This window comes from Pseudomonas syringae, from assembly GCF_000737245.1.
GTDB lineage: Bacteria > Pseudomonadota > Gammaproteobacteria > Pseudomonadales > Pseudomonadaceae > Aquipseudomonas > Aquipseudomonas syringae_J.
In genome coordinates this window covers 49,230-68,635 of record NZ_JPQU01000033.1, presented here as the reverse complement: position 1 = coordinate 68,635, position 19,406 = coordinate 49,230, and the positions used below count along the sequence as shown (strand labels likewise).

Genomic DNA, 19,406 nt, shown 5'->3' with positions numbered 1-19,406 from the left:
CAAGTGCTAAGTTTTGCTTATTTCGTGCCAGTTTCCACTCGTATGGCCCTGCGCCATTGGCCTTCGTTGGGATACACTTCGCCGCTTATTACACCTGATTGAGATAGACATGACGTTCAAGGCTCCGGACAGCCTCGCTGAGCAAATCGCTCACCATATTGCCGAGCGGATCATTCGGGGCGAACTCAAGCCCGCAGAGCGCATCCAGGAGCAGAAAGTCACACAGGCCCTGAATGTCAGTCGCGGGTCGGTGCGCGAAGCCTTGCTGATTCTCGAGCGTCGCCATTTGGTCGTGATCCTGCCGCGCCGTGGTGCGCAGGTAACCGTGCTCGATGCCCACAATGTGCAAAGCCTGTGCGCTTTGATGAGTGAGTTGTATGTGCTGCTGGGCATAGCCGTGGCCGAGAACTGGAAGGAGCAGAGCGATCTGGCGACTTTCCTGCAGATTCAGCAACGGTTGATCGCCAGCTACGAGCGTCAGGACGTCAAAGCCTTTGTTGAAGACAGCTTCAACGTGATGCGCGCGGCCTATCCGTTCGCCAACAATCCTTATCTTCAGGAAACAGTCGATAACCTGCAGCCATCCATGAGTCGCAGTTATTACCTTGCGCTGGACCAGCGCAAGGCTGAGATGCGTGATTACCTGACACTGTTCGATGAGTTGCTTGCCGCCGTACTGGACCGGGACACCGTCAAGGTTCGCAGTGTGCTGACCGATTACGGCCAGCGCAGTTGCCAGCTGGTGCTTTCGGCCCTGGACGCGGGCTGACCTCATGCGCCTGAAGTGCATCAAGCTGGCGGGGTTCAAATCCTTCGTCGACCCCACCACGGTGAACTTCCCCAGTAACATGGCGGCAGTCGTCGGCCCCAACGGCTGCGGCAAATCCAACATCATCGACGCCGTGCGCTGGGTCATGGGCGAAAGCTCGGCCAAGAATCTGCGCGGCGAATCGATGACCGATGTCATCTTCAACGGCTCCACCAGCCGCAAACCGGTCAGTCAGGCCAGCATCGAGCTGGTGTTCGACAACTCCGACGGCACTCTGGTGGGCGAGTACGCCAGCTACGCGGAAATCTCCATTCGCCGCAAAGTCACTCGCGACAGCCAGAACACCTATTACCTGAACGGCACCAAATGCCGTCGGCGGGACATCACCGATATCTTCCTCGGCACCGGCCTGGGCCCGCGCAGCTACTCGATCATCGAACAGGGCATGATCTCCAAGCTGATCGAAGCCAAGCCTGAAGACCTGCGCAATTTCATCGAGGAAGCAGCCGGCATCTCCAAGTACAAGGAGCGCCGCCGCGAGACCGAGAACCGCATTCGCCGTACCCATGAAAACCTGGCGCGCCTGACTGACCTTCGCGAAGAGCTGGAACGCCAGCTCGAACGCTTGCATCGTCAGGCCCAGGCCGCCGAGAAATATCAGGAATACAAAGCCGAAGAGCGTCAGCTCAAGGCGCAGCTGTCAGCCTTGCGATGGCAGGCGTTGAACGAGCAGGTGGGCCAGCGCGAAGCCGTGATCGGCAATCAGGAGATTGGCTTCGAGGCGTTGGTGGCCGACCAGCGCAGCGCTGACGCGAGCATCGAGCGCTTGCGCGACGGTCATCACGATCTGTCTGAGCGCTTCAATGTGGTGCAAGGACGCTTCTATTCCGTGGGCGGCGACATTGCCCGGGTCGAGCAGAGCATTCAGCACGGTCAGCAGCGTTTGCGGCAATTGCAGGACGATCTGCGCGAAGCCGAGCGCGCTCGCCAGGAAACCGAATCCCATCTGGGCCACGACCGCACCTTGCTGGCCACTTTGGGCGAAGAGCTGGAAATGCTCGAACCCGAGCAGGAACTCACCAGCGCTGCCGCCGAAGAATCCGCAGCCTCGCTGGAAGACGCTGAAAGCGCCATGCATGGCTGGCAGGAGAAATGGGACACCTTCAACCTGCAATCGGCCGAGCCACGGCGTCAGGCTGAAGTGCAGCAGTCGCGGATTCAGCAACTGGAAAGCAGTCTTGAACGTCTGGCCGAACGTCAGCGGCGTCTGGAGGAAGAGCTGGAGTTGCTCAGGGCCGACCCGGAAGACGCCGCCATTCTGCAACTGGACGAAGACCTCGCCACCCGGGAAATGACCCTCGAAGAGCTGCACATTGGCGAAGAACAAGCGGTCGAGCGCCTTGAGCTACTGCGTAACGAACTGCAACAGGCCAGTCAGGCGCAGCAACAGGCCCAGGGCGAATTGCAGCGCCTCAATGGTCGATTGGCGTCACTGGAAGCCTTGCAGCAAGCGGCCCTCGATCCGGATACCGGCACTGCCGAATGGCTGCGCGAGCACGATCTGGCCGAGCGTCCCCGTCTGGCGGAAGGCCTGCGGGTCGAGCCGGGCTGGGAACTGGCCGTGGAAACCGTGCTGGGCGCCGATCTACAAGCGGTGCTGGTGGACGACTTTGAAGCACTGGATCTGGCTGGTTTTCAGCAGGGCGACTTGCGCCTTGTCAGTGCCAGCAGCGACGCGGCGCGCATTCCCGGTAGTCTGCTGGATAAAGTCGACAGTGCCATGGACCTTTCCAGTTGGTTGGGTCAGGTGTTGCCCGTCGAAACTCTTGACGACGCACTGGCGCAGCGCAATCGTCTGGCGGCCGGGCAAAGCCTGATCAGCCGCGACGGTTACTGGGTTGGTCGGCATTTCCTGCGGGTCCGCCGAGCCAGTGAAGCGCAAAGCGGTGTGCTGGCCCGAGGGCAGGAATTGCAACAGCTTGGCTTGGAGCGTGACGAGCGCGAAGCCACCCTTGCGACTCTTGAAGAACAGTTGCTGAATCTGCGCGAACAGCAATCCCGGCAGGAAGAGTCCCGGGAAGAATTGCGTCGCCGGGTCCAGGACGAAACCCGTCAGCAAAGCGATCTGCGAGCCCAATTGTCGGCGGCGAAAGTCAAGGTCGAACAACTGACCTTGCGTCGCACCCGCCTTGACGAAGAGCTGGCCGAACTGGGTGAACAACGAGCCATCGAGCACGAACACCTGGGCGAATCGCGCCTGCAGTTGCAGGACGCCCTGGACGGCATGGCGCTGGACACCGAGCAGCGTGAACTGCTCCAGGCCCAGCGCGACAGCCTGCGTGAACAGCTTGACCGGGTCCGTCAGGAAGCCCGTCAGCACAAAGACCACGCTCATCAACTGGCGGTGCGCCTGGGTTCGCTGCGCGCCCAGCATGATTCCACGCGCCAGGCCCTTGAGCGCCTGGAAATGCAGTCCGAGCGCCTGACCGAAAAGCGTGAGCAGCTCAATCTCAATCTGGAGGAGGGCGAAGCGCCTCTGGAAGAGCTGCGCCTGAAACTTGAAGAATTACTTGAGCGGCGCATGGCGGTGGACGATGAGATGCGTACCGCAAAAAACGCCCTCGAAGACGCCGACCTCCAATTGCGCGATGCCGAGAAGCGCCGTACCCAGGCCGAGCAGCAGTCGCAATTGCTGCGCAGCCAGCTGGAACAACAGCGCATGGAGTGGCAATCCCTGACCGTGCGCCGCACTACCTTGCAGGATCAACTGCTCGAAGACGGCTACGATTTGCACGGCGTGCTGGCGACCCTCACTCCCGAAGCCAACGAAAAGGACGCTGAAGAGGAACTTGAGCGTATCGCGGGCAGGATTCAGCGTCTGGGCGCGATCAACCTGGCGGCCATCGACGAGTACCAGCAGCAGTCCGAGCGCAAGCGCTATCTGGATGCCCAGAACGCTGATCTGGTGGAAGCTCTGGACACCCTGGAAAACGTGATTCGCAAGATCGACAAAGAGACGCGCAATCGCTTCAAAGAGACCTTCGATCAGATAAATAGCGGAATTCAGGCACTTTTCCCAAAAGTTTTCGGGGGTGGCTCCGCTTATTTGGAACTGACGGGCGAAGATTTACTCGATACAGGGGTAACAATCATGGCGCGGCCACCGGGCAAGAAAAACAGCACGATCCACTTGCTGTCCGGCGGCGAAAAGGCCTTGACTGCGCTGGCCCTGGTTTTTGCCATTTTCAAGCTCAACCCGGCACCGTTCTGCATGCTCGATGAAGTGGACGCGCCATTGGATGATGCCAACGTTGGTCGTTATGCCCGACTGGTAAAAGAGATGTCGCAAACTGTGCAATTCATCTACATCACGCACAACAAGATCGCCATGGAAATGGCTGATCAGCTCATGGGGGTGACCATGCACGAGCCCGGTTGCTCGCGCTTGGTGGCGGTCGACGTAGAGGAGGCGATGGCGCTGGTAGAAGCCTGATCCAGGGCTTCGATCAGCAGATGGTTAGCCCGAAATGTGCAGGACTGTGCTGTAGATAATGCTTTCGACACAAACCAGATGTAACAGACGGTGTAAAGTTACCTTTGGTCGTGCTAGCTTAATGTCCACTTTTTCTTTTCGCGTGGGCAAATTGCCAGTCAGAACATAGACTTGGCGCCACGTTTTAAAGGGGTTTAGGCCCTTATTTTTAGCATTCTTCATTAGAGGCACGGGATTACATGGAAATCGGTCTGCGCGAGTGGCTGATCGTCATCGGCATTATTGTCATTGCCGGTATTCTTTTTGATGGCTGGCGCCGTATGCGCGGCGGCAAAGGAAAACTGAAATTCAGGCTTGACCGAAGCTTTTCCAACCTGCCGGACGACGACGAAGGTTCGTCCGCCGAGGTGCTGGGCCCGCCGCGTGTTCTGGATACTCATAAAGAGCCGCAGCTCGATGAGGAGGATCTGCCGTCGATGAGCGCGAGTCCTCGCGACAGCAAGCGCAGCAAGAAGCGTAAGGACGAGCCACAACAAGGTGATCTCAATCTGGATCTGGACGGCCCGAGCCTGTTTACCGGCAACGACGATGATTTCCAGGACGAAAAACCAAAACAACGCATCACTGAAGACAAAGACCTGCCACCGGTTGAAGAAGTCCTGGTGATCAGTGTTATCTGCCGTGACGAAAGTGGTTTCAAAGGCCCCGCGCTGCTGCAGAACATCCTGGAAAGCGGTCTGCGTTTCGGTGAAATGGACATCTTCCATCGCCACGAAAGCATGGCGGGTAATGGCGAAGTGCTGTTCTCCATGGCCAATGCCGTCAAACCGGGCGTTTTCGATCTGGACGACATCGACCATTTCAGCACTCGTGCCGTGAGCTTCTTCCTTGGCTTGCCTGGCCCGCGCCACCCGAAACAGGCGTTTGATGTCATGGTTGCCGCTGCTCGCAAACTGGCCCATGAACTCAACGGCGAACTAAAAGATGACCAGCGCAGCGTCATGACCGCGCAGACCATCGAGCATTACCGTCAGCGCATCGTCGAATTCGAACGTCGCGCATTGACTCAGCGTCGTTGACGCAAGACCTGTAGGAGCGCGCTTGCCCGCGATTGCGCCGGACCAAGCGATGGAAGTGTCGCCTGATAAACCGAATCGCGGGCAAGCGCGCTCCTACAGGCTAATGACCAAAGCACAACACTTGAGCAGCCTAGGCTGCTCTTTTGCTTTTGAAGAGAACACCGCATGAAAGCCGCCGAAACCCGAATTCTCGAACTGCGCGCAGAACTGGATCAGCACAACTACCGTTATCACGTCCTCGACGCGCCAAGCATTCCGGACGTCGAATACGATCGGCTGTTCCACGAACTCAAAGCGCTGGAAGCGGAAAATCCGCATCTGGTCACCCCTGATTCGCCGACGCAACGGGTTGGCAGTGCGGCGTTATCGGCTTTCACCCAAGTGCGCCATGAAGTGCCGATGCTCAGCCTGGGCAACGCTTTCGAAGAAAACGACATGCGCGAATTCGACCGCCGGGTGACTGAAGGCCTGGATTTGCCAGTGGGCGATCTGTTCGGCGACGGTACGAAAGTGCAGTACAGCTGCGAACCCAAGCTCGATGGCCTGGCGGTCAGCCTGTTATACCGTGACGGCGCTCTGGTACGCGGCGCTACCCGTGGCGACGGCACTACCGGCGAAGACATCAGCGTCAACGTGCGCACCGTGCGTAACATCCCGCTCAAACTGCATGGCAGCGGCTGGCCTGAGGTGCTGGAAGTGCGTGGCGAGGTATTCATGTCCAAGGCGGGATTTGAGCGCCTTAACGCCAGTCAGCTGGAAGTCGGCGGTAAGACCTTCGCCAACCCGCGAAATGCGGCGGCAGGCAGCCTGCGTCAGTTGGATTCGAAAATTACCGCCAACCGCCCGCTGGAGTTCTGCGCCTATGGGTTGGGCCAGGTTTCTGCGGAAATTTCCGACACGCATATCGGCAACCTGAATCAGCTCAAGGCATGGGGCATGCCGGTCAGCCGCGAACTGAAACTGGCAGACGGTATCGATGAGTGCCTGGATTACTACCGCGACATCGGTGAGCGGCGGCTTGCTCTGAGCTACGAAATCGATGGCGTGGTGTTCAAGGTCAACAGCCTGGCTTCCCAGCGGGAATTGGGCTTCCGCGCCCGTGAGCCGCGCTGGGCCATTGCCCATAAATTCCCTGCCATGGAAGAACTCACCGAGCTGCTCGACGTCGAGTTTCAGGTGGGCCGCACGGGTGCTGTCACACCTGTGGCGCGGCTGAAACCGGTCAAAGTGGCGGGCGTGACTGTTGCCAACGCGACCCTGCACAACATGGACGAAGTGGCACGTCTGGGGCTGATGATCGGCGACACCGTAATCATCCGTCGCGCCGGCGATGTTATTCCTCAGGTTGTGCAGGTGGTGCTGGAGCGCCGACCGGAAAGCGCCCGTGCCGTCGAGATTCCGCAAACCTGTCCGGTGTGTGGCTCCCATGTGGAGCGCACGCAGCTGATCAAGCGCAGCAAGGGCAAGGAGACCGTCAGCGAAGGCGCGGTCTATCGTTGCGTCGGCCGCCTGGCCTGCGGCGCACAGCTCAAACAGGCAATCATCCACTACGTGTCGCGCCGAGCGATGGATATCGAAGGTCTGGGTGATAAAACCATCGAACAGCTGGTGGACGAAAAACTGATCGGCTCGCCAGCGGACCTTTACGCGCTGACCTACGAGCAAATCGTCGATCTTGAAGGCTTCGCGGAGATCTCCAGCAACAAGCTGCTCAAGGCCATCGAAGACAGCAAGCAGCCGACTCTCGCGCGATTCATCTACGCCCTGGGTATTCCGGATGTGGGTGAAGAGACCGCCAAGGTCCTGGCTCGCTCGCTGGCGTCCCTTGATCGGGTCAAGCAGGCGTTGCCGGAAGTGCTGACGTACCTGCCGGATGTGGGGCTGGAAGTGGCGCACGAGATCCACAGTTTCTTCGAGGATGAGCACAACCGTAACGTGATTGACGCGCTGCTGGGCGAGCGTGGCCTGCAACTGCAGGACGAGGGTGAGCTGGGCGCCGAATTCGCCGCCAGTGCGACCCTGGGCGGCATGATCGACAAGTTGAACATCCCTTCGGTGGGTCCCGGCGCGGCGCAGAAGCTCGCGGACAAATTTGGCTCCCTCGAAGGCATCATCAAGGCCGACTGGCTGGACATGCGTCAGGCGCTGGCCGAGAAGCAGGCTAAAGCCGTGCGCGATTTCTTCGATAATCCGGACAATGCCAAGCTCGGACTGGCCATCGAGGCCCAGCTCAAAGACTTCGGCATGCACTGGCAGAGCGAGAAGAAGGTTGTCGAAGGCCTGCCGCTGGCAGGGCAGACCTGGGTGCTGACCGGCTCGCTGGAGCTGATGAGCCGCGACGTCGCCAAGGAAAAACTCGAAAGCCTGGGGGCGAAAGTCTCAGGTTCCGTGTCGGCCAAGACCCACACGGTGGTCGCTGGGCCGGGTGCGGGGTCGAAACTGACCAAGGCCAATGAGCTGGGCTTGAAAGTGCTGGATGAAGAAGCGTTTGTTGGGTTTCTGGCCAAGCACGGAATCCAGGCTGAATGAATGCGCTCTCCTGTGGGAGCGAATTTATTCGCGAAGGCGATGTAAAAGCAGATGAAGATGCATCGGATGTACCGGCCTCTTCGCGAATGAATTCGCTCCCACAGGTTTAATCGTCGTGTGTCAGTGATATCCACGTTGAGTCCCACAGTGTCAGTCGGTTGTCTTCGGATCAAATCCATGGAACGACCACAACCGCCGATGATCTAGTGCTTGCACGCCCACCAGGAGATCGTCATGTACCGGTTTTTCGAACAGCTCAGCTCGCGGATCGCTGCCCCTTTTATGGGCGAAACCCGGCGCAACAGTAAGGTCTGGCAATGCCGCTGCGGCCAGTCGGTCTTTTTCCCCAACACCCAATGCCTGGCTTGTTCAGCAGCGCTGGGTTATTTGCCGGAGCAGGGGCGGGTAGCGGCGCTTGAACCAGGGCCTGATCAAGAGACCTGGCGCCTGAGCGACGAGCCGGGCGCGGGCCTGTACCGGCGGTGTGGCAACCTCAGCACCCCGGCGGCCTGCAACTGGCTCTTTAATGCCCATGACAGCGGCGATTTCTGCATTGCCTGCAGCCTGAACCGGACAATCCCTGACCTGTCGATCCCGGAAAACGGCGAACGCTGGTGTAAGGTCGAGACCGCTAAACGCCGGCTGGTGGCGCAGCTGATCTCCCTGGGCCTTAAAGTCATACCCAAAACCCAGGACGAAGAGCGCGGGCTGGCGTTTGATTTTGTCGGCGTAGACCTGGAAGGCAAGTTGCCCACCACGGGACATGCCAACGGCCTGATTACCCTGGACATCAAGGAAGCGGATGACGACCACCGAGAGAAGATTCGTGTGCAGATGCACGAACCTTATCGCACGCTGCTCGGACATTTCCGACATGAAGTGGGCCACTACTATTGGGATCGGCTGATCGCCAATACTTACTGGCAGGATGGATTTCGCAATTTGTTTGGCGATGATCGAGCCAGTTACGCCGACGCTCTCGACCATCATTATCAAAACGGCGCCCCGGCCAACTGGCAAGAAAGCTTCGTCAGCGCTTATGCCACCATGCACGCGTGGGAGGACTGGGCAGAAACCTGGGCGCATTACCTGCACATGATGGATGCTGTGGATACCGCGCTGGGTTTCGGCATGAGTGCGCGGGACATGGACCTCGACTACCGGCCGTTCCCTCTGGAAACCCTTTACGATCCTCAGCACCCTGGCGGGCCAGCGTTCCTGTCCTTCGTCAACGCGTGGATCGAACTGGCCGGCATGCTCAACGAGCTGTCGCGCAGCATGGGCCAACCGGATTTTTACCCGTTCGTGCTCTCACCTGCTGTCATCACCAAGCTGCACTTTATCCATCTGGTGATTCAGGATGCAGGTGGCAAGGCTGACGAGGTGTTGCAGGCACAGTAATGGAAAGGTCCCCTGACAGAGCGGCATTTGGATGGCTCCCCGCTCTGTCAACGCCTGAATAGTGATGAAATAAGTTCTATGTGTTTGACTTTGTTAGTTGCTGTGTAATGCGAAATACTTTGTAAGGTTTCAGAGTGTTTCCAGGCTTGTTGTCAGTTATCTGCCAAGAATAGAGTGCGCGGGCTGCACCGATTCATGTGTGTCAGAAAGTTGATAAGGAAGCTAAATTGAACAAACTATCCATCGCACTGGTGGCCCTGTCATTGTCATTTGGCGGCACGGCGTTCGCTAAGGTTAATGATCCGTTAAATATTGTCGGCGATTACAAATGCACCGGCTACGACAGTCATGTGGGCGCATTCAAAGGGGACTTGACCTTCACCGTCGACGAAGCAGCCAGCCATTTTCCTCAAAGCTTCGGCGCCTATAAGTTCAAACTCGACTTTGTGGTCCTTGGTGCCAAGGCGACCTACTCGGGCTTTGCCGCCGCGCAAGGCCAGTCCCTGGCGATGTACTTCGCCAGCGACGACGAGCAGGAACCTACTGATTATGGAGTCGGAATGGCGCTGGTTTCCCATGATCAGGACGTGGATGGCAGATACACCACTACCCTGCACAAGTCCTACTACGCACCCGAATACATGCGCACTGCCAAAGACGGTAAAGGGCCTGGAGGGCGTGGCACGGAAGTGTGTGTTAAACAGAGTTAAATTGAACTTGTTGATCCTGTAGGAGCTGCCAAAGGCTGCGAAGACGGAGTTGCAGAGTGACCGAAATTCTCAGCCTTCGGCAGCTCATACAGGTGATAGCGTATTGTCTGAGAGACTTGTTTAAACAGTAAGTATAAATCGCCGTTCATAACTAATCCTTCCCTTGTACGCCTCACCGGAATCGACCCAGCCCAGAGCAAGATACAAACCAATGGCGGGTAAGTTATCCGCATCCACCGACAACATAACCTGTTCAATATCTGGCCATGTTTCCCGAACTGCCCCCGGCAAGCCTTGCAAAAAAGCCTTGCCTAAGCCTTGACCCTGAACGCGGCGGTCAATTTGAAGGGCGTGCAGGGTTGCTGATCCATTGGCGGCCCATTGCGGAAGAAACGCCCCACGCTTGAGCATGAAGAATCCCACTGACTGATCATCCACCAGCAAAACGAATCCTTCGATATCCGCCGTCGGCCGCACCAGTAGGGTGTTTAGCGCGCAGTAAATATCGCCCGAGAAGGGTAGCTGCTCGGGCAGGATTTCCAGTTGATCAAGCTGCTGCCTCTGAGCCGCAGTCAGGGTTTGGTAATTTACGACCTGAGTTTTCATCACTGCTGAACCGCACCGTCTGACAGGAAATGTAGCGGGTGCGCATTATGGCCAGTGTTTGAAAACGTTGCTCGGGTTAAACGGCTGCGGCGTTGCAAATGGGCGGCCTGCCTTCATGACACAAGTGCTTGAGCCCCCTCGAATTTTTTATCCGGGATTACGGGTTGTAACTTCGCTCAAGACCGGTACAATGGCGCGGCTTGCCGAGAGGCGAGTGTCGTTATGGTGACCCCATCGGTCCCCCCGCAACGATTACCCGTGAACCTGGTCAGATCCGGAAGGAAGCAGCCACAGCGGGAACATTGTGTGCCGGGGTGTGGCTGGTGGGGTTGCCTCCATCTCAAGCTCGAATTCTCTCGAGCTCGCAGTCAAAAAATCCGATCGTAGCCGTATGCGTCTCAGGCCAGGCCTGCAGTTGCTAAGCCGTCCTTGTCGGAAAATATTTATCCACCAACGCATACAAGGCTGCCGCAGTTTCAGCGTCCAGCACGCCATCGTACCTCTGCGGGCGGAAATGCAGTTGAAATGCCCGGAGCAGATTTTTATATCCGGCATCGGTGCTTGCCGGTCTTGGGTCGTACCCATACTGGCCCAGTTTGGCGACAACATCCGCCCTGGATGGCAGTCCGCTGCTGAACTGTTGCTCGTAACGCTGCTTGGTCGCCTCGTCATACCAGCCGCCAATGCCCGCCTCGTATAGCTCTTTCCACGGGAAGGCCGCTCCCGGATCGCTTTTTCTGCCGATGGCAATATCGCTGTGCCCGACGACGTGGGTGGGGGTGATGTCTGGATAACGCTGAATGATGTTTGCAGCCAGCTCTTTGACGGCCTGGATTTGCACCGGGTTGTAAGGTGGGAACGTAAAGACCCCTTTATCCTCGGTAGCCAGATAAACGATTTCGACCCCGATGGCGGTGTCATTCAGGTTGTAGCGTTTTGCCCAGGCGCTGAGGCCGGCATGCCAGGCCCGCTCACTTTCATCTACCAGATTGAAAATGCGCAGGTCGTTGAACCCGGCCGCAATGTAGGTGGGGTCGCTAGGATCCGGGACCAGATAATGTGAGCTCACCGACGGGCCCGTCAGGGCGGTGACGGAGCCTTTGAAGTTGACGGCGGTGTAGTGCAGGACCAGGAAGCGGGTCCTGCGGTTGAAGCTCTTGATTGAGCGATAACTGTTGTAGTCGATGCTGTACATGCGCATTTTCCTGTGCTGCATTGATTGAATTTCAAGCTAGCATCGGGTGCGCTGCGTACTGCGTTACATAGTTAACGCTATGCGCGATATGGGCAGGGGGTGCGCAGGCTGCCAATAGCGGCAGGTCTGTTGAATTGCTCGTCAGGCATCGACAGAACTTCCGGCAAGCGCTAATTTCCACGTCTAATCCTCTTATCGCAGGCTCATGTGAACCGCCTCGACCACCTCAGCCTGATGGCTAGCTACAACCAGTGGATGAACGAAAAGCTCTGCGCCGCAGCGGCCACGTTGCCTGCACAAGAACTCAGCATGGATCGCAAAGCGTTTTTCGGCTCGATAATGGGGACGCTGAATCATCTCATCGTGGGCGATACCATCTGGCTCAAGCGATTTGCGGCGCACCCTGCAGGGTTCGAAGCTCTGGAGCCGATTCGCGAACTCGCGGACCCGCAGGCCTTGAGTCAACAGATGTTCAGCGACCTCGGCGAGCTAGTGGTGCGACGGCAATTACTCGACAAGGCAATCATTGAGTGGACTGCCGAGCTGCGCGAAGCTGATCTGGATGTGACACTGCATTACGCCAATACGGCTGGCATCAAGGCCCAGCGGGACTTTTACGGGCTGTTGATTCACTTCTTCAATCATCAGACCCACCACCGCGGGCAAGCCACCACGCTGCTCAGTCAGGCGGGGGTTGATGTGGGGTCTACGGATTTACTGGCGCTTATTGCGAATCTCTAAAGAGATGGCTGTGTTTTTTCAGACACACCTCGGTCCTGTAGGAGCGCACCGAGGTTACCAGGCCCGCGATTGCGGTGTATCAGACAGGTCGCTATCGCTGCCTCCCTTCGCTCGTGGGCTCCTACAGGGCAGTGTTCTTGAAGACGCTGCGATCATATCCAGTCGGTCGTTGTCCAACCCCGCGGTGCCCTGACCACCGGCGTGATCCTCATTCATTTTCTGCCGATAGCAAGGCATCAGCTGAACTCCCACTTTTGCTGTATTCCAGCCCACTACCGACTCACACGAGACTTGTCGATGAACGTCCTTTCCGCCAGTGATCGCGCTCACCTGTTGCGCGAAGCCACGGCGCAGTTCTGGAAGCACATTGTGCCTGTTGTACAGATCGCCTTCGGCATTCACGTGGTGTTGTTCATCCTCTTTCTGTTGTTGAAACTGCCTTTGCTGGCCGTTGCCAACGCGTTGAGCATCGGGGTTTACGTGGCATGTCTCAAAGCGATCCGCGCCCAGCGTTACAGCTTTGCCGGGGTTTTGATGAGTGTGGAGATTATTCTTCATGCGCTGCTGGCCAACTGGGTACTTGGCTGGAGCAGCAACTTTCACTTTTACCTGTATTGCCTGATTCCGATCATCGCCTTCAGTTTTCAGGATCGGCGCATGGTACGGATGTCGTTCAATCTGACGATCATCACGGTAGTGGTGGGGAGCTACGTCCTGCGTGAGCGGATGGGGCTGAACTCAGGTGTGGCTGCGCCGTTGCGCGAGGCGTTCGGCATCGTAAACGTGCTAACCGCCACGGCGTTGCTGGTGCATGGCACGGCCCTGTCGGTGCGTTTCACTCGTTCTATGCAGCTCAGCCTGTTTCACATGGCAAGCCACGACAGCCTGACCAATCTATACACTCGCCGCAGGATCATCGAAGGCGTTCGCCAACTGGGTAGTCCCGCGACGTCGGCGATCATTCTGCTGGATATCGACCATTTCAAGCAGATCAATGACAGCCTGGGCCATGATCGGGGCGACGTGATTCTGCAGCGTGTTGCCAAAGCAATCAGTAGCAATGTTCGTGCAACCGATGTGGCGTCGCGCTGGGGGGGCGAGGAGTTTCTGGTGTTGATGCCTGACACTTCAGAGCAAGTAGCGTGTGCGGTTGCCGAGAGGATCCTGCTGGGGATTCGCGAGACTGCAGGCAATACCGACCATTCGCCCGTCATGGTCACCGCGACCCTGGCGGTCAGTCAGATCCGTCAAGGCGAGAGTTTTGAAAGCGCCCTGCGACGTGCCGATCAAGCGTTGTATCAAGGCAAGCGGCAGGGTCGCGATCAAGTGGTGCTGGCGAGCTGAGTCGCCAGCCGTTCTTGCTGCGTTTTCCACAATCTAAGCAGGAAACTGCAGCGCATTGGTCAGGTCGCCCATTGGCTGCTGGCCGCGAGCAATCATGGCGTTATCCCGCTCTTTGAGGCCGTCGAGCTTTTCCAGGCCATGCAACCGGGTAATGAGGCGCAGGATCGAGGCGGTGTCATAAACCGTGTGATCGACGGTGCCTTTGCGGGCGAACGGCGAGACCACCAGCGTCGGGACGCGTGTGCCCGGACCCCAGCGATCACCTTTGGGTGGTGCCACGTGGTCCCACCAACCGCCGTTTTCATCAACGGTGATGATGACCACCATGTTTTCCCATTGCGGGCTGTTGCGTAGCACTTTGATTGTACGGTCGATGTGGCGGTCCCCAGCGGCGACGTCAGCGTAACCGGCGTGCATGTTCAGGTTGCCTTGCGGCTTGTAGAAGGTGACGGCCGGTAACTTGCCGGCTTCGGCATCAGCGAGAAATTTGTTGGTGCTGGCTTCATCACCCAGTCCGCCGTCGCGCAGGCGTTTGTGACGTTCCTTCGGATTGTCCGGGCCTTGCTGGGCGAAGTAGTTGAACGGCTGGTGGTGGTACTGGAAATTGGGGATTTTCGGGATGCCGGTGGAGTCCTTGAACTGATCAAGCGTGACCTGCCATGCGCCGGCGTACCAGGCCCAGTCGACATCCTTCTTCGACAGTTTGTCGCCAATGTGTTCATGGGTTTGCGGTACCAGCACGTTGGGCAGATCAGGTTTTGAGTAATCCGGTCTCTGCGGGTCGCGCAGCCAGGTCGGCCAGTACGGTGGGGCCAAGGTGTTAACGGCAAAGCCATCGGGCGTCAGGGCGCTTGGGCCGAACTGCGGCGGGCCGGTCATGGCGCTGGCTGGAGATTTTTCCAGGGGCTTGAGGCGCGGATCCCGAGGGTTGTCGCTCTCCAGAGTGGCGATCTGCGATTTGGCTGGGGAGGTCTGCGCATTGGGGTAGACGGGTGCTGTCGCGGCGATCAGGTAGTGGTGGTTGAGAAATGAGCCGCCAAAGGCCCCCTGGAAGAAGTTGTCACACAGCACGAACTCCTTGGCGACATCCCACAGGCGCAGGGAGTACTGGCTCTGGGCGTAATACCCCATCGTGAGCCCCCCGGCATCGGCCCAGGCGACGAAACGGTCATTCTTACCCCCGTTGATCTGCATCTGGTTCTGATAGAACACGTGCCACAGGTCACGGGTCACCAGGCTCAGGGGCAGATCTTCGCCATTCATGCCTTTTAGCGGAAAGGGGGCGTTGGGCAGATTTTCCTGAAATTGACCACCGGCGGGGTAGCTCACGCCGTCAACGGTTTGCGGCCCGACCTGCAACACACCGCCCCAGGCGGGCGGAAGGTTATCCAGCAGACCGCCATCGCGGTCGCGCTGTTGATAATCAGCGGGCTGGAGAGACGCCAGGGGCTTTTCCACGCCGGGAAAATTCCCGAACAGATTATTGAAACTGCGGTTTTCGGCGTAGATCACCACGACGGTTTTGACGTTGTCGCGCAGGGCTTTATCCAGCGCTGCACCCGTCAAGGCGGGTAGGGCTGCGGGTGCGGGCTTGTCTTGGGCCGTTGCGTAACCGCCGAGGGTCATGCCAGCGCCTAATGCCGCCATCCCCCCCAGAAAACGCCGCCGGCTAGGATCGGTTTGCGATACGTCGTCTGGTTTGTCGCTCATTGGAATGGCCCGCCTGATTAAGTGTTACCAAAGATTTCAGGCGAGGGTAGCGGTGCTTTATGACGTCTTTGCGTCAGTCAGGGCTTCGGGCAGAGTTTGTTACGCACACCGAATAATCAGCTCCTGGGCGCAGTGTATTGATCCACTATTTGCTGGATCTCACCCGACACTCTCATGCGAACCAGCGTACGGAGGATTTTCTGCGTCGGCAGGCCGGGATCGTTGCGGATGATGCAGCCGGCCGGCTGATCGCTGACCATAGAAATGACTTTCATCCGCTGGCCAGCAGGAAGGTCGCGATTGACCCAGTCCAGCGCCAACTCGCTGGAAACAGCATAGTTGTAGCGCCCGGCGACCAGCTTGCGCAGTGTCTGTTCCTGATTGCGGGCGTCTTCGCGTACCAGTTGGTGATTGTCGAACAGGTGTTGCAGTTCGGGATAGCTGTAGCCCAGCACGGTGCCGACGGTTTCGTTCTCGAATTGGCTGGGGTAGGGGCCGGCTGCGGTTTCGGCTGAGGCAATCAGCAAGTCACGTTGGTACAGAATGGGCAGGCTCCAGAAATAATCCCCTGACAGGTTCGGTACCCAGGCTTGCGCGGCATAGCAGCGTATATCCACTTCGCCACGTTCCAGCGCCGCCTGAACCCGCAGACGTGGAAGCACGTGATATTCAGCTCGCAGGCCTGACTGGCGAGCAAGGCTTTGCATGATGTCGAAGAGGATCCCTGACGTGGGTTCGCCCTCATCAAGCTGAATCAATGGCATCGACCAACTGTCGGCTACCGAAAATCGCAGGGGCGGTTCGGCGGAAGCGCTAGCCTGGCTGAGCAGGAGTAAAACAATCATCACTATCTGGCATCGACGCATCAGTCCCTCACTACAGCAATGCATAAGCAGCTCTTAAAGACCCGAATAGCGTGTGCCCGTTAATTCATTTGCACAGCTTAAACACAATAGACAAGTACACCAGATGCAATTTTGCCCCTGCTCGGCTAGCATTAGCGGTCTTCCGCTTCCCAGTTGCGACGGTTTTCGATGAGTTATCAGGTTCTTGCACGTAAATGGCGTCCGCGCTCGTTCCGCGAAATGGTCGGCCAGACACATGTGCTGAAGGCCCTGATCAATGCGCTGGACAGTCAGCGCCTGCATCACGCGTATCTTTTTACCGGCACCCGAGGGGTGGGTAAGACTACGATTGCACGGATCATCGCCAAATGCCTGAACTGCGAGACCGGCATCACGTCGACGCCGTGCGGCACCTGTTCGGTATGTCGCGAAATCGACGAAGGCCGTTTTGTTGACCTGATCGAGATCGACGCCGCGAGCCGCACCAAGGTCGAGGATACCCGCGAGCTGCTGGACAACGTGCAATACGCCCCGAGTCGCGGGCGCTTCAAGGTCTACCTGATCGACGAAGTGCACATGCTCTCCAGCCACTCGTTCAACGCCTTGCTCAAGACCCTTGAAGAGCCGCCGCCTTACGTCAAGTTCATCCTGGCGACCACCGATCCGCAAAAGCTGCCGGCGACCATTCTGTCTCGCTGCCTGCAGTTCTCCCTTAAGAACATGACGCCAGAGCGTGTGGTCGAGCACTTGACCCATGTGCTGGGGGTCGAAAACGTCCCGTTTGAAGACGATGCCTTGTGGTTGTTGGGTCGCGCCGCCGATGGTTCGATGCGCGACGCCATGAGCCTGACCGATCAGGCCATTGCCTTCGGTGAAGGCAAGGTCATGGCCGCCGATGTGCGGGCAATGCTCGGCACCCTGGATCATGGTCAGGTGTTCGACGTCCTTACTGCTCTGATCGACGGCGACGCCCGCAGCCTGTTGGAGGCCGTGCGCCATCTGGCAGAGCAGGGGCCTGACTGGAATGGCGTGCTGTCGGAAATTCTCAACGTGCTGCACCGTGTGGCAATCGCCCAGGCGCTGCCCGAAGGGGTCGATAACGGTCATGGCGACCGTGATCGGGTCTTGGCGTTGGCGCAGGCACTGCCTGCCGAAGACGTACAGTTTTATTACCAGATGGGTTTGATCGGGCGTCGCGATTTGCCGCTGGCACCTGATCCCCGTGGCGGCTTCGAGATGGTTCTGCTGCGCATGCTGGCGTTTCGTCCCGCCGACAGCAGCGACGCCCCGAGGCAGCCGCTAAAGACAGTGGGAATCAACCCGGCCACAGTTGATTCCTCAAATCCAGTGGCCGGTGCAGCAGCAGTTGCACCGGTAATTGCCCCAGCAGCTGTAAACCCGGCTGTCGAAGCCGCGTCCATTCAACCTGCGCCAGTTGTCACGCCGGAGCCGGTCCCCGAGCCGGTTGCCGACGTCGATCTGCCGTGGAACGAGCCCATGCCGTTGCCGCCGGTTATCGATGCCGAGCCCGAACCCGAACCTGTTGCTGAGCCAGTGCCTGAGCCGGTGCTCGACACCGACGGCGAGCAGCCCGAACTCACGCCCATGCCAGCGCCCGCGCCCGCCAGCCCGGTGCCCCCTGCGCCAGAGGTCGAGTCGCCACCAACCGAATCTGAGCCTGAACAGGCCGTAACCCCCGCCATGCTTGAACGTGTCCCTGACGCGGCTTATGTGCCTGCGCCCATGGATCGCGAAGACGAGCCGCCACCGGATGACGATTACGTCGAGCCTGATGTGGACATCGATCCTGCGTCCTACAGCTATCTGGACGAACTGGCCCACGAGAGCGTGGCCGAAGTGGTCGAGGCTGAGCCGGCTCCGGCTGCGAAGCCTGCCACGGGTCTGGCGGCAGAGTGGCTGGAGATGTTTAACAAACTGCCGATCTCCGGCATGACCAGCAGCATCGCCTCTAACTGCACTTTGATTTCCATGCAGGGTGACGCCTGGTTGCTGCATCTGGATCCGGGGCATAGCGCGTTGTTCAACTCGACCCAGCAGCGCCGTATCAACGATGCCTTGAACCAATTCACCGGGCGTACGATCAACCTGAGTATCGAGCTGATCAAGCCGGAGCAGGAAACCCCGGCTCAAGCGGCATCGCGCCTGCGAGCCGAGCGGCAGTTGCAGGCGGAAGCGTCGATTCATGCTGATCCGTTCATCCAGCAGATGCTGCAACAGTTTGGCGCAGTGATCCGGGAGGATACGATTAAACCCGTGGACGCCCCGGTCGCTCAAACTCATTAACTGACGGCGCGACGCCAGACGGGTCGCGCCAGGCGAAACAATCAACTTTCGAGGAGATATCCCATGATGAAAGGCGGCATGGCAGGCCTGATGAAGCAGGCTCAGCAAATGCAGGAAAAAATGGCCAAGATGCAGGAAGAACTGGCCAATGCCGAAGTGACCGGCCAATCGGGCGCAGGCCTGGTCAGCGTGGTCATGACCGGTCGTCACGACGTCAAGCGTATCAATCTGGATGACAGCCTGATGCAGGAAGACAAGGAAGTGCTGGAAGACCTGATCGCCGCCGCCGTCAACGACGCCGTGCGCAAGATCGAACAGGCCAGCCAGGAAAAAACCGCCAGCATGACCGCTGGCATGCAACTGCCGCCAGGCATGAAAATGCCGTTCTAAGAACAGCGGTTGATCACAAAATGCCAGGCCTTAGTGCCTGGCATTTTTGTGTGTGGATACGCACTCCTACGGAACGTTCCTCACCTGTGGGAGCGAATTCATTCGCGAATAGGCCAATACATCCGACGCATCGTTATTGGTCTTAATACTGCTTTCGCGAATAAATTCGCTCCCACAGGGAAGCGCGGTGTGCCAGCAAGAGTGCGTCATCGTTCATTGCGGTCAAGCTCGCTCTTACATTTAACCGAACGCCAGCGCCTCAAGACGGTCTGCTCTGAATACCCGCAGAA

At 58.2% G+C, this 19,406-nt stretch carries 14 protein-coding genes and 1 other RNA gene; 11 read left to right on the top strand and 4 right to left on the bottom strand.

The window, feature by feature from the left end; all coding sequences use genetic code 11:
• Positions 1–109 precede the first annotated feature (109 nt).
• The 6 genes from IV01_RS13615 (at position 110) to IV01_RS0125015 (ending at position 9,981) form a co-directional block, all read left to right on the top strand.
• Entirely contained in the window at positions 110–769 is a 660-nt protein-coding gene (locus IV01_RS13615) for a GntR family transcriptional regulator (RefSeq protein ID WP_032628413.1), read from the top strand.
• Positions 770–773: 4 nt separating this feature from the next.
• Complete coding sequence (gene smc, locus IV01_RS13620) at positions 774–4,262, top strand: chromosome segregation protein SMC (RefSeq protein ID WP_032628411.1); 3,489 nt, start codon at positions 774–776, stop codon at positions 4,260–4,262.
• Between the two features lie 239 nt (positions 4,263–4,501).
• Positions 4,502–5,341 carry a cell division protein ZipA gene (zipA, locus tag IV01_RS13625; protein ID WP_032628409.1) on the top strand — a complete coding sequence of 280 codons (840 nt, stop codon included), beginning with the start codon at positions 4,502–4,504 and terminating at the stop codon, positions 5,339–5,341.
• A 165-nt stretch (positions 5,342–5,506) separates the two neighbouring features.
• Complete coding sequence (gene ligA / locus IV01_RS13630; protein WP_032628407.1) at positions 5,507–7,870, top strand: NAD-dependent DNA ligase LigA; 2,364 nt, start codon at positions 5,507–5,509, stop codon at positions 7,868–7,870.
• A gap of 234 nt (positions 7,871–8,104) precedes the next feature.
• A complete protein-coding gene (locus tag IV01_RS13635) occupies positions 8,105–9,271 on the top strand; it encodes a zinc-binding metallopeptidase family protein (protein ID WP_032628405.1) in 1,167 nt (388 codons plus the stop codon).
• 227 nt (positions 9,272–9,498) lie between these two features.
• On the top strand, positions 9,499–9,981 hold the full coding sequence (locus IV01_RS0125015; RefSeq protein ID WP_050507495.1) for a hypothetical protein: 483 nt from the start codon (positions 9,499–9,501) through the stop codon (positions 9,979–9,981).
• Positions 9,982–10,101: 120 nt separating this feature from the next.
• Here the strand turns inward: IV01_RS0125015 and IV01_RS13640 are convergent, their stop codons facing one another.
• Positions 10,102–10,587, bottom strand: a complete 486-nt coding sequence (locus IV01_RS13640; protein WP_032628403.1) for a GNAT family N-acetyltransferase — start codon at positions 10,585–10,587, stop codon at positions 10,102–10,104.
• A gap of 232 nt (positions 10,588–10,819) precedes the next feature.
• Here IV01_RS13640 and ffs point away from each other — a divergent pair.
• Positions 10,820–10,916: signal recognition particle sRNA small type (gene ffs, locus IV01_RS26310), an RNA gene on the top strand.
• 89 nt (positions 10,917–11,005) lie between these two features.
• Here ffs and IV01_RS13645 read toward each other — a convergent pair.
• The gene (locus tag IV01_RS13645; protein WP_032628401.1) at positions 11,006–11,782 is read right to left on the bottom strand and encodes an N-acetylmuramoyl-L-alanine amidase; all 777 of its coding nucleotides are present in this window, start codon (positions 11,780–11,782) and stop codon (positions 11,006–11,008) included.
• 207 nt (positions 11,783–11,989) lie between these two features.
• Between IV01_RS13645 and IV01_RS13650 the strand changes: the two genes are divergently transcribed.
• Both IV01_RS13650 and IV01_RS13655 read left to right on the top strand, forming a co-directional pair.
• Complete coding sequence (locus tag IV01_RS13650; RefSeq protein ID WP_032628399.1) at positions 11,990–12,523, top strand: DinB family protein; 534 nt, start codon at positions 11,990–11,992, stop codon at positions 12,521–12,523.
• Between the two features lie 297 nt (positions 12,524–12,820).
• Positions 12,821–13,867, top strand: a complete 1,047-nt coding sequence (locus IV01_RS13655; protein ID WP_032628397.1) for a GGDEF domain-containing protein — start codon at positions 12,821–12,823, stop codon at positions 13,865–13,867.
• 33 nt (positions 13,868–13,900) lie between these two features.
• On the opposite strand, the gene acpA is transcribed toward IV01_RS13655, so the two are convergent.
• Positions 13,901–15,577 carry an acid phosphatase gene (gene acpA / locus IV01_RS13660; RefSeq protein ID WP_032628396.1) on the bottom strand — a complete coding sequence of 559 codons (1,677 nt, stop codon included), beginning with the start codon at positions 15,575–15,577 and terminating at the stop codon, positions 13,901–13,903.
• 116 nt (positions 15,578–15,693) lie between these two features.
• Positions 15,694–16,422: a substrate-binding periplasmic protein gene (locus tag IV01_RS13665; protein WP_229636117.1), complete on the bottom strand. Its 729-nt coding sequence runs from the start codon at positions 16,420–16,422 to the stop codon at positions 15,694–15,696.
• Between the two features lie 189 nt (positions 16,423–16,611).
• On the opposite strand from IV01_RS13665, the gene dnaX reads away from it, so the two are divergent.
• Positions 16,612–18,726 (top strand): DNA polymerase III subunit gamma/tau, encoded by a 2,115-nt coding sequence (gene dnaX / locus IV01_RS13670; protein ID WP_032628393.1) that lies wholly within the window; start codon positions 16,612–16,614, stop codon positions 18,724–18,726.
• Between the two features lie 63 nt (positions 18,727–18,789).
• Positions 18,790–19,116 carry a YbaB/EbfC family nucleoid-associated protein gene (locus IV01_RS13675; RefSeq protein ID WP_032628391.1) on the top strand — a complete coding sequence of 109 codons (327 nt, stop codon included), beginning with the start codon at positions 18,790–18,792 and terminating at the stop codon, positions 19,114–19,116.
• Positions 19,117–19,406: the final 290 nt, after the last annotated feature.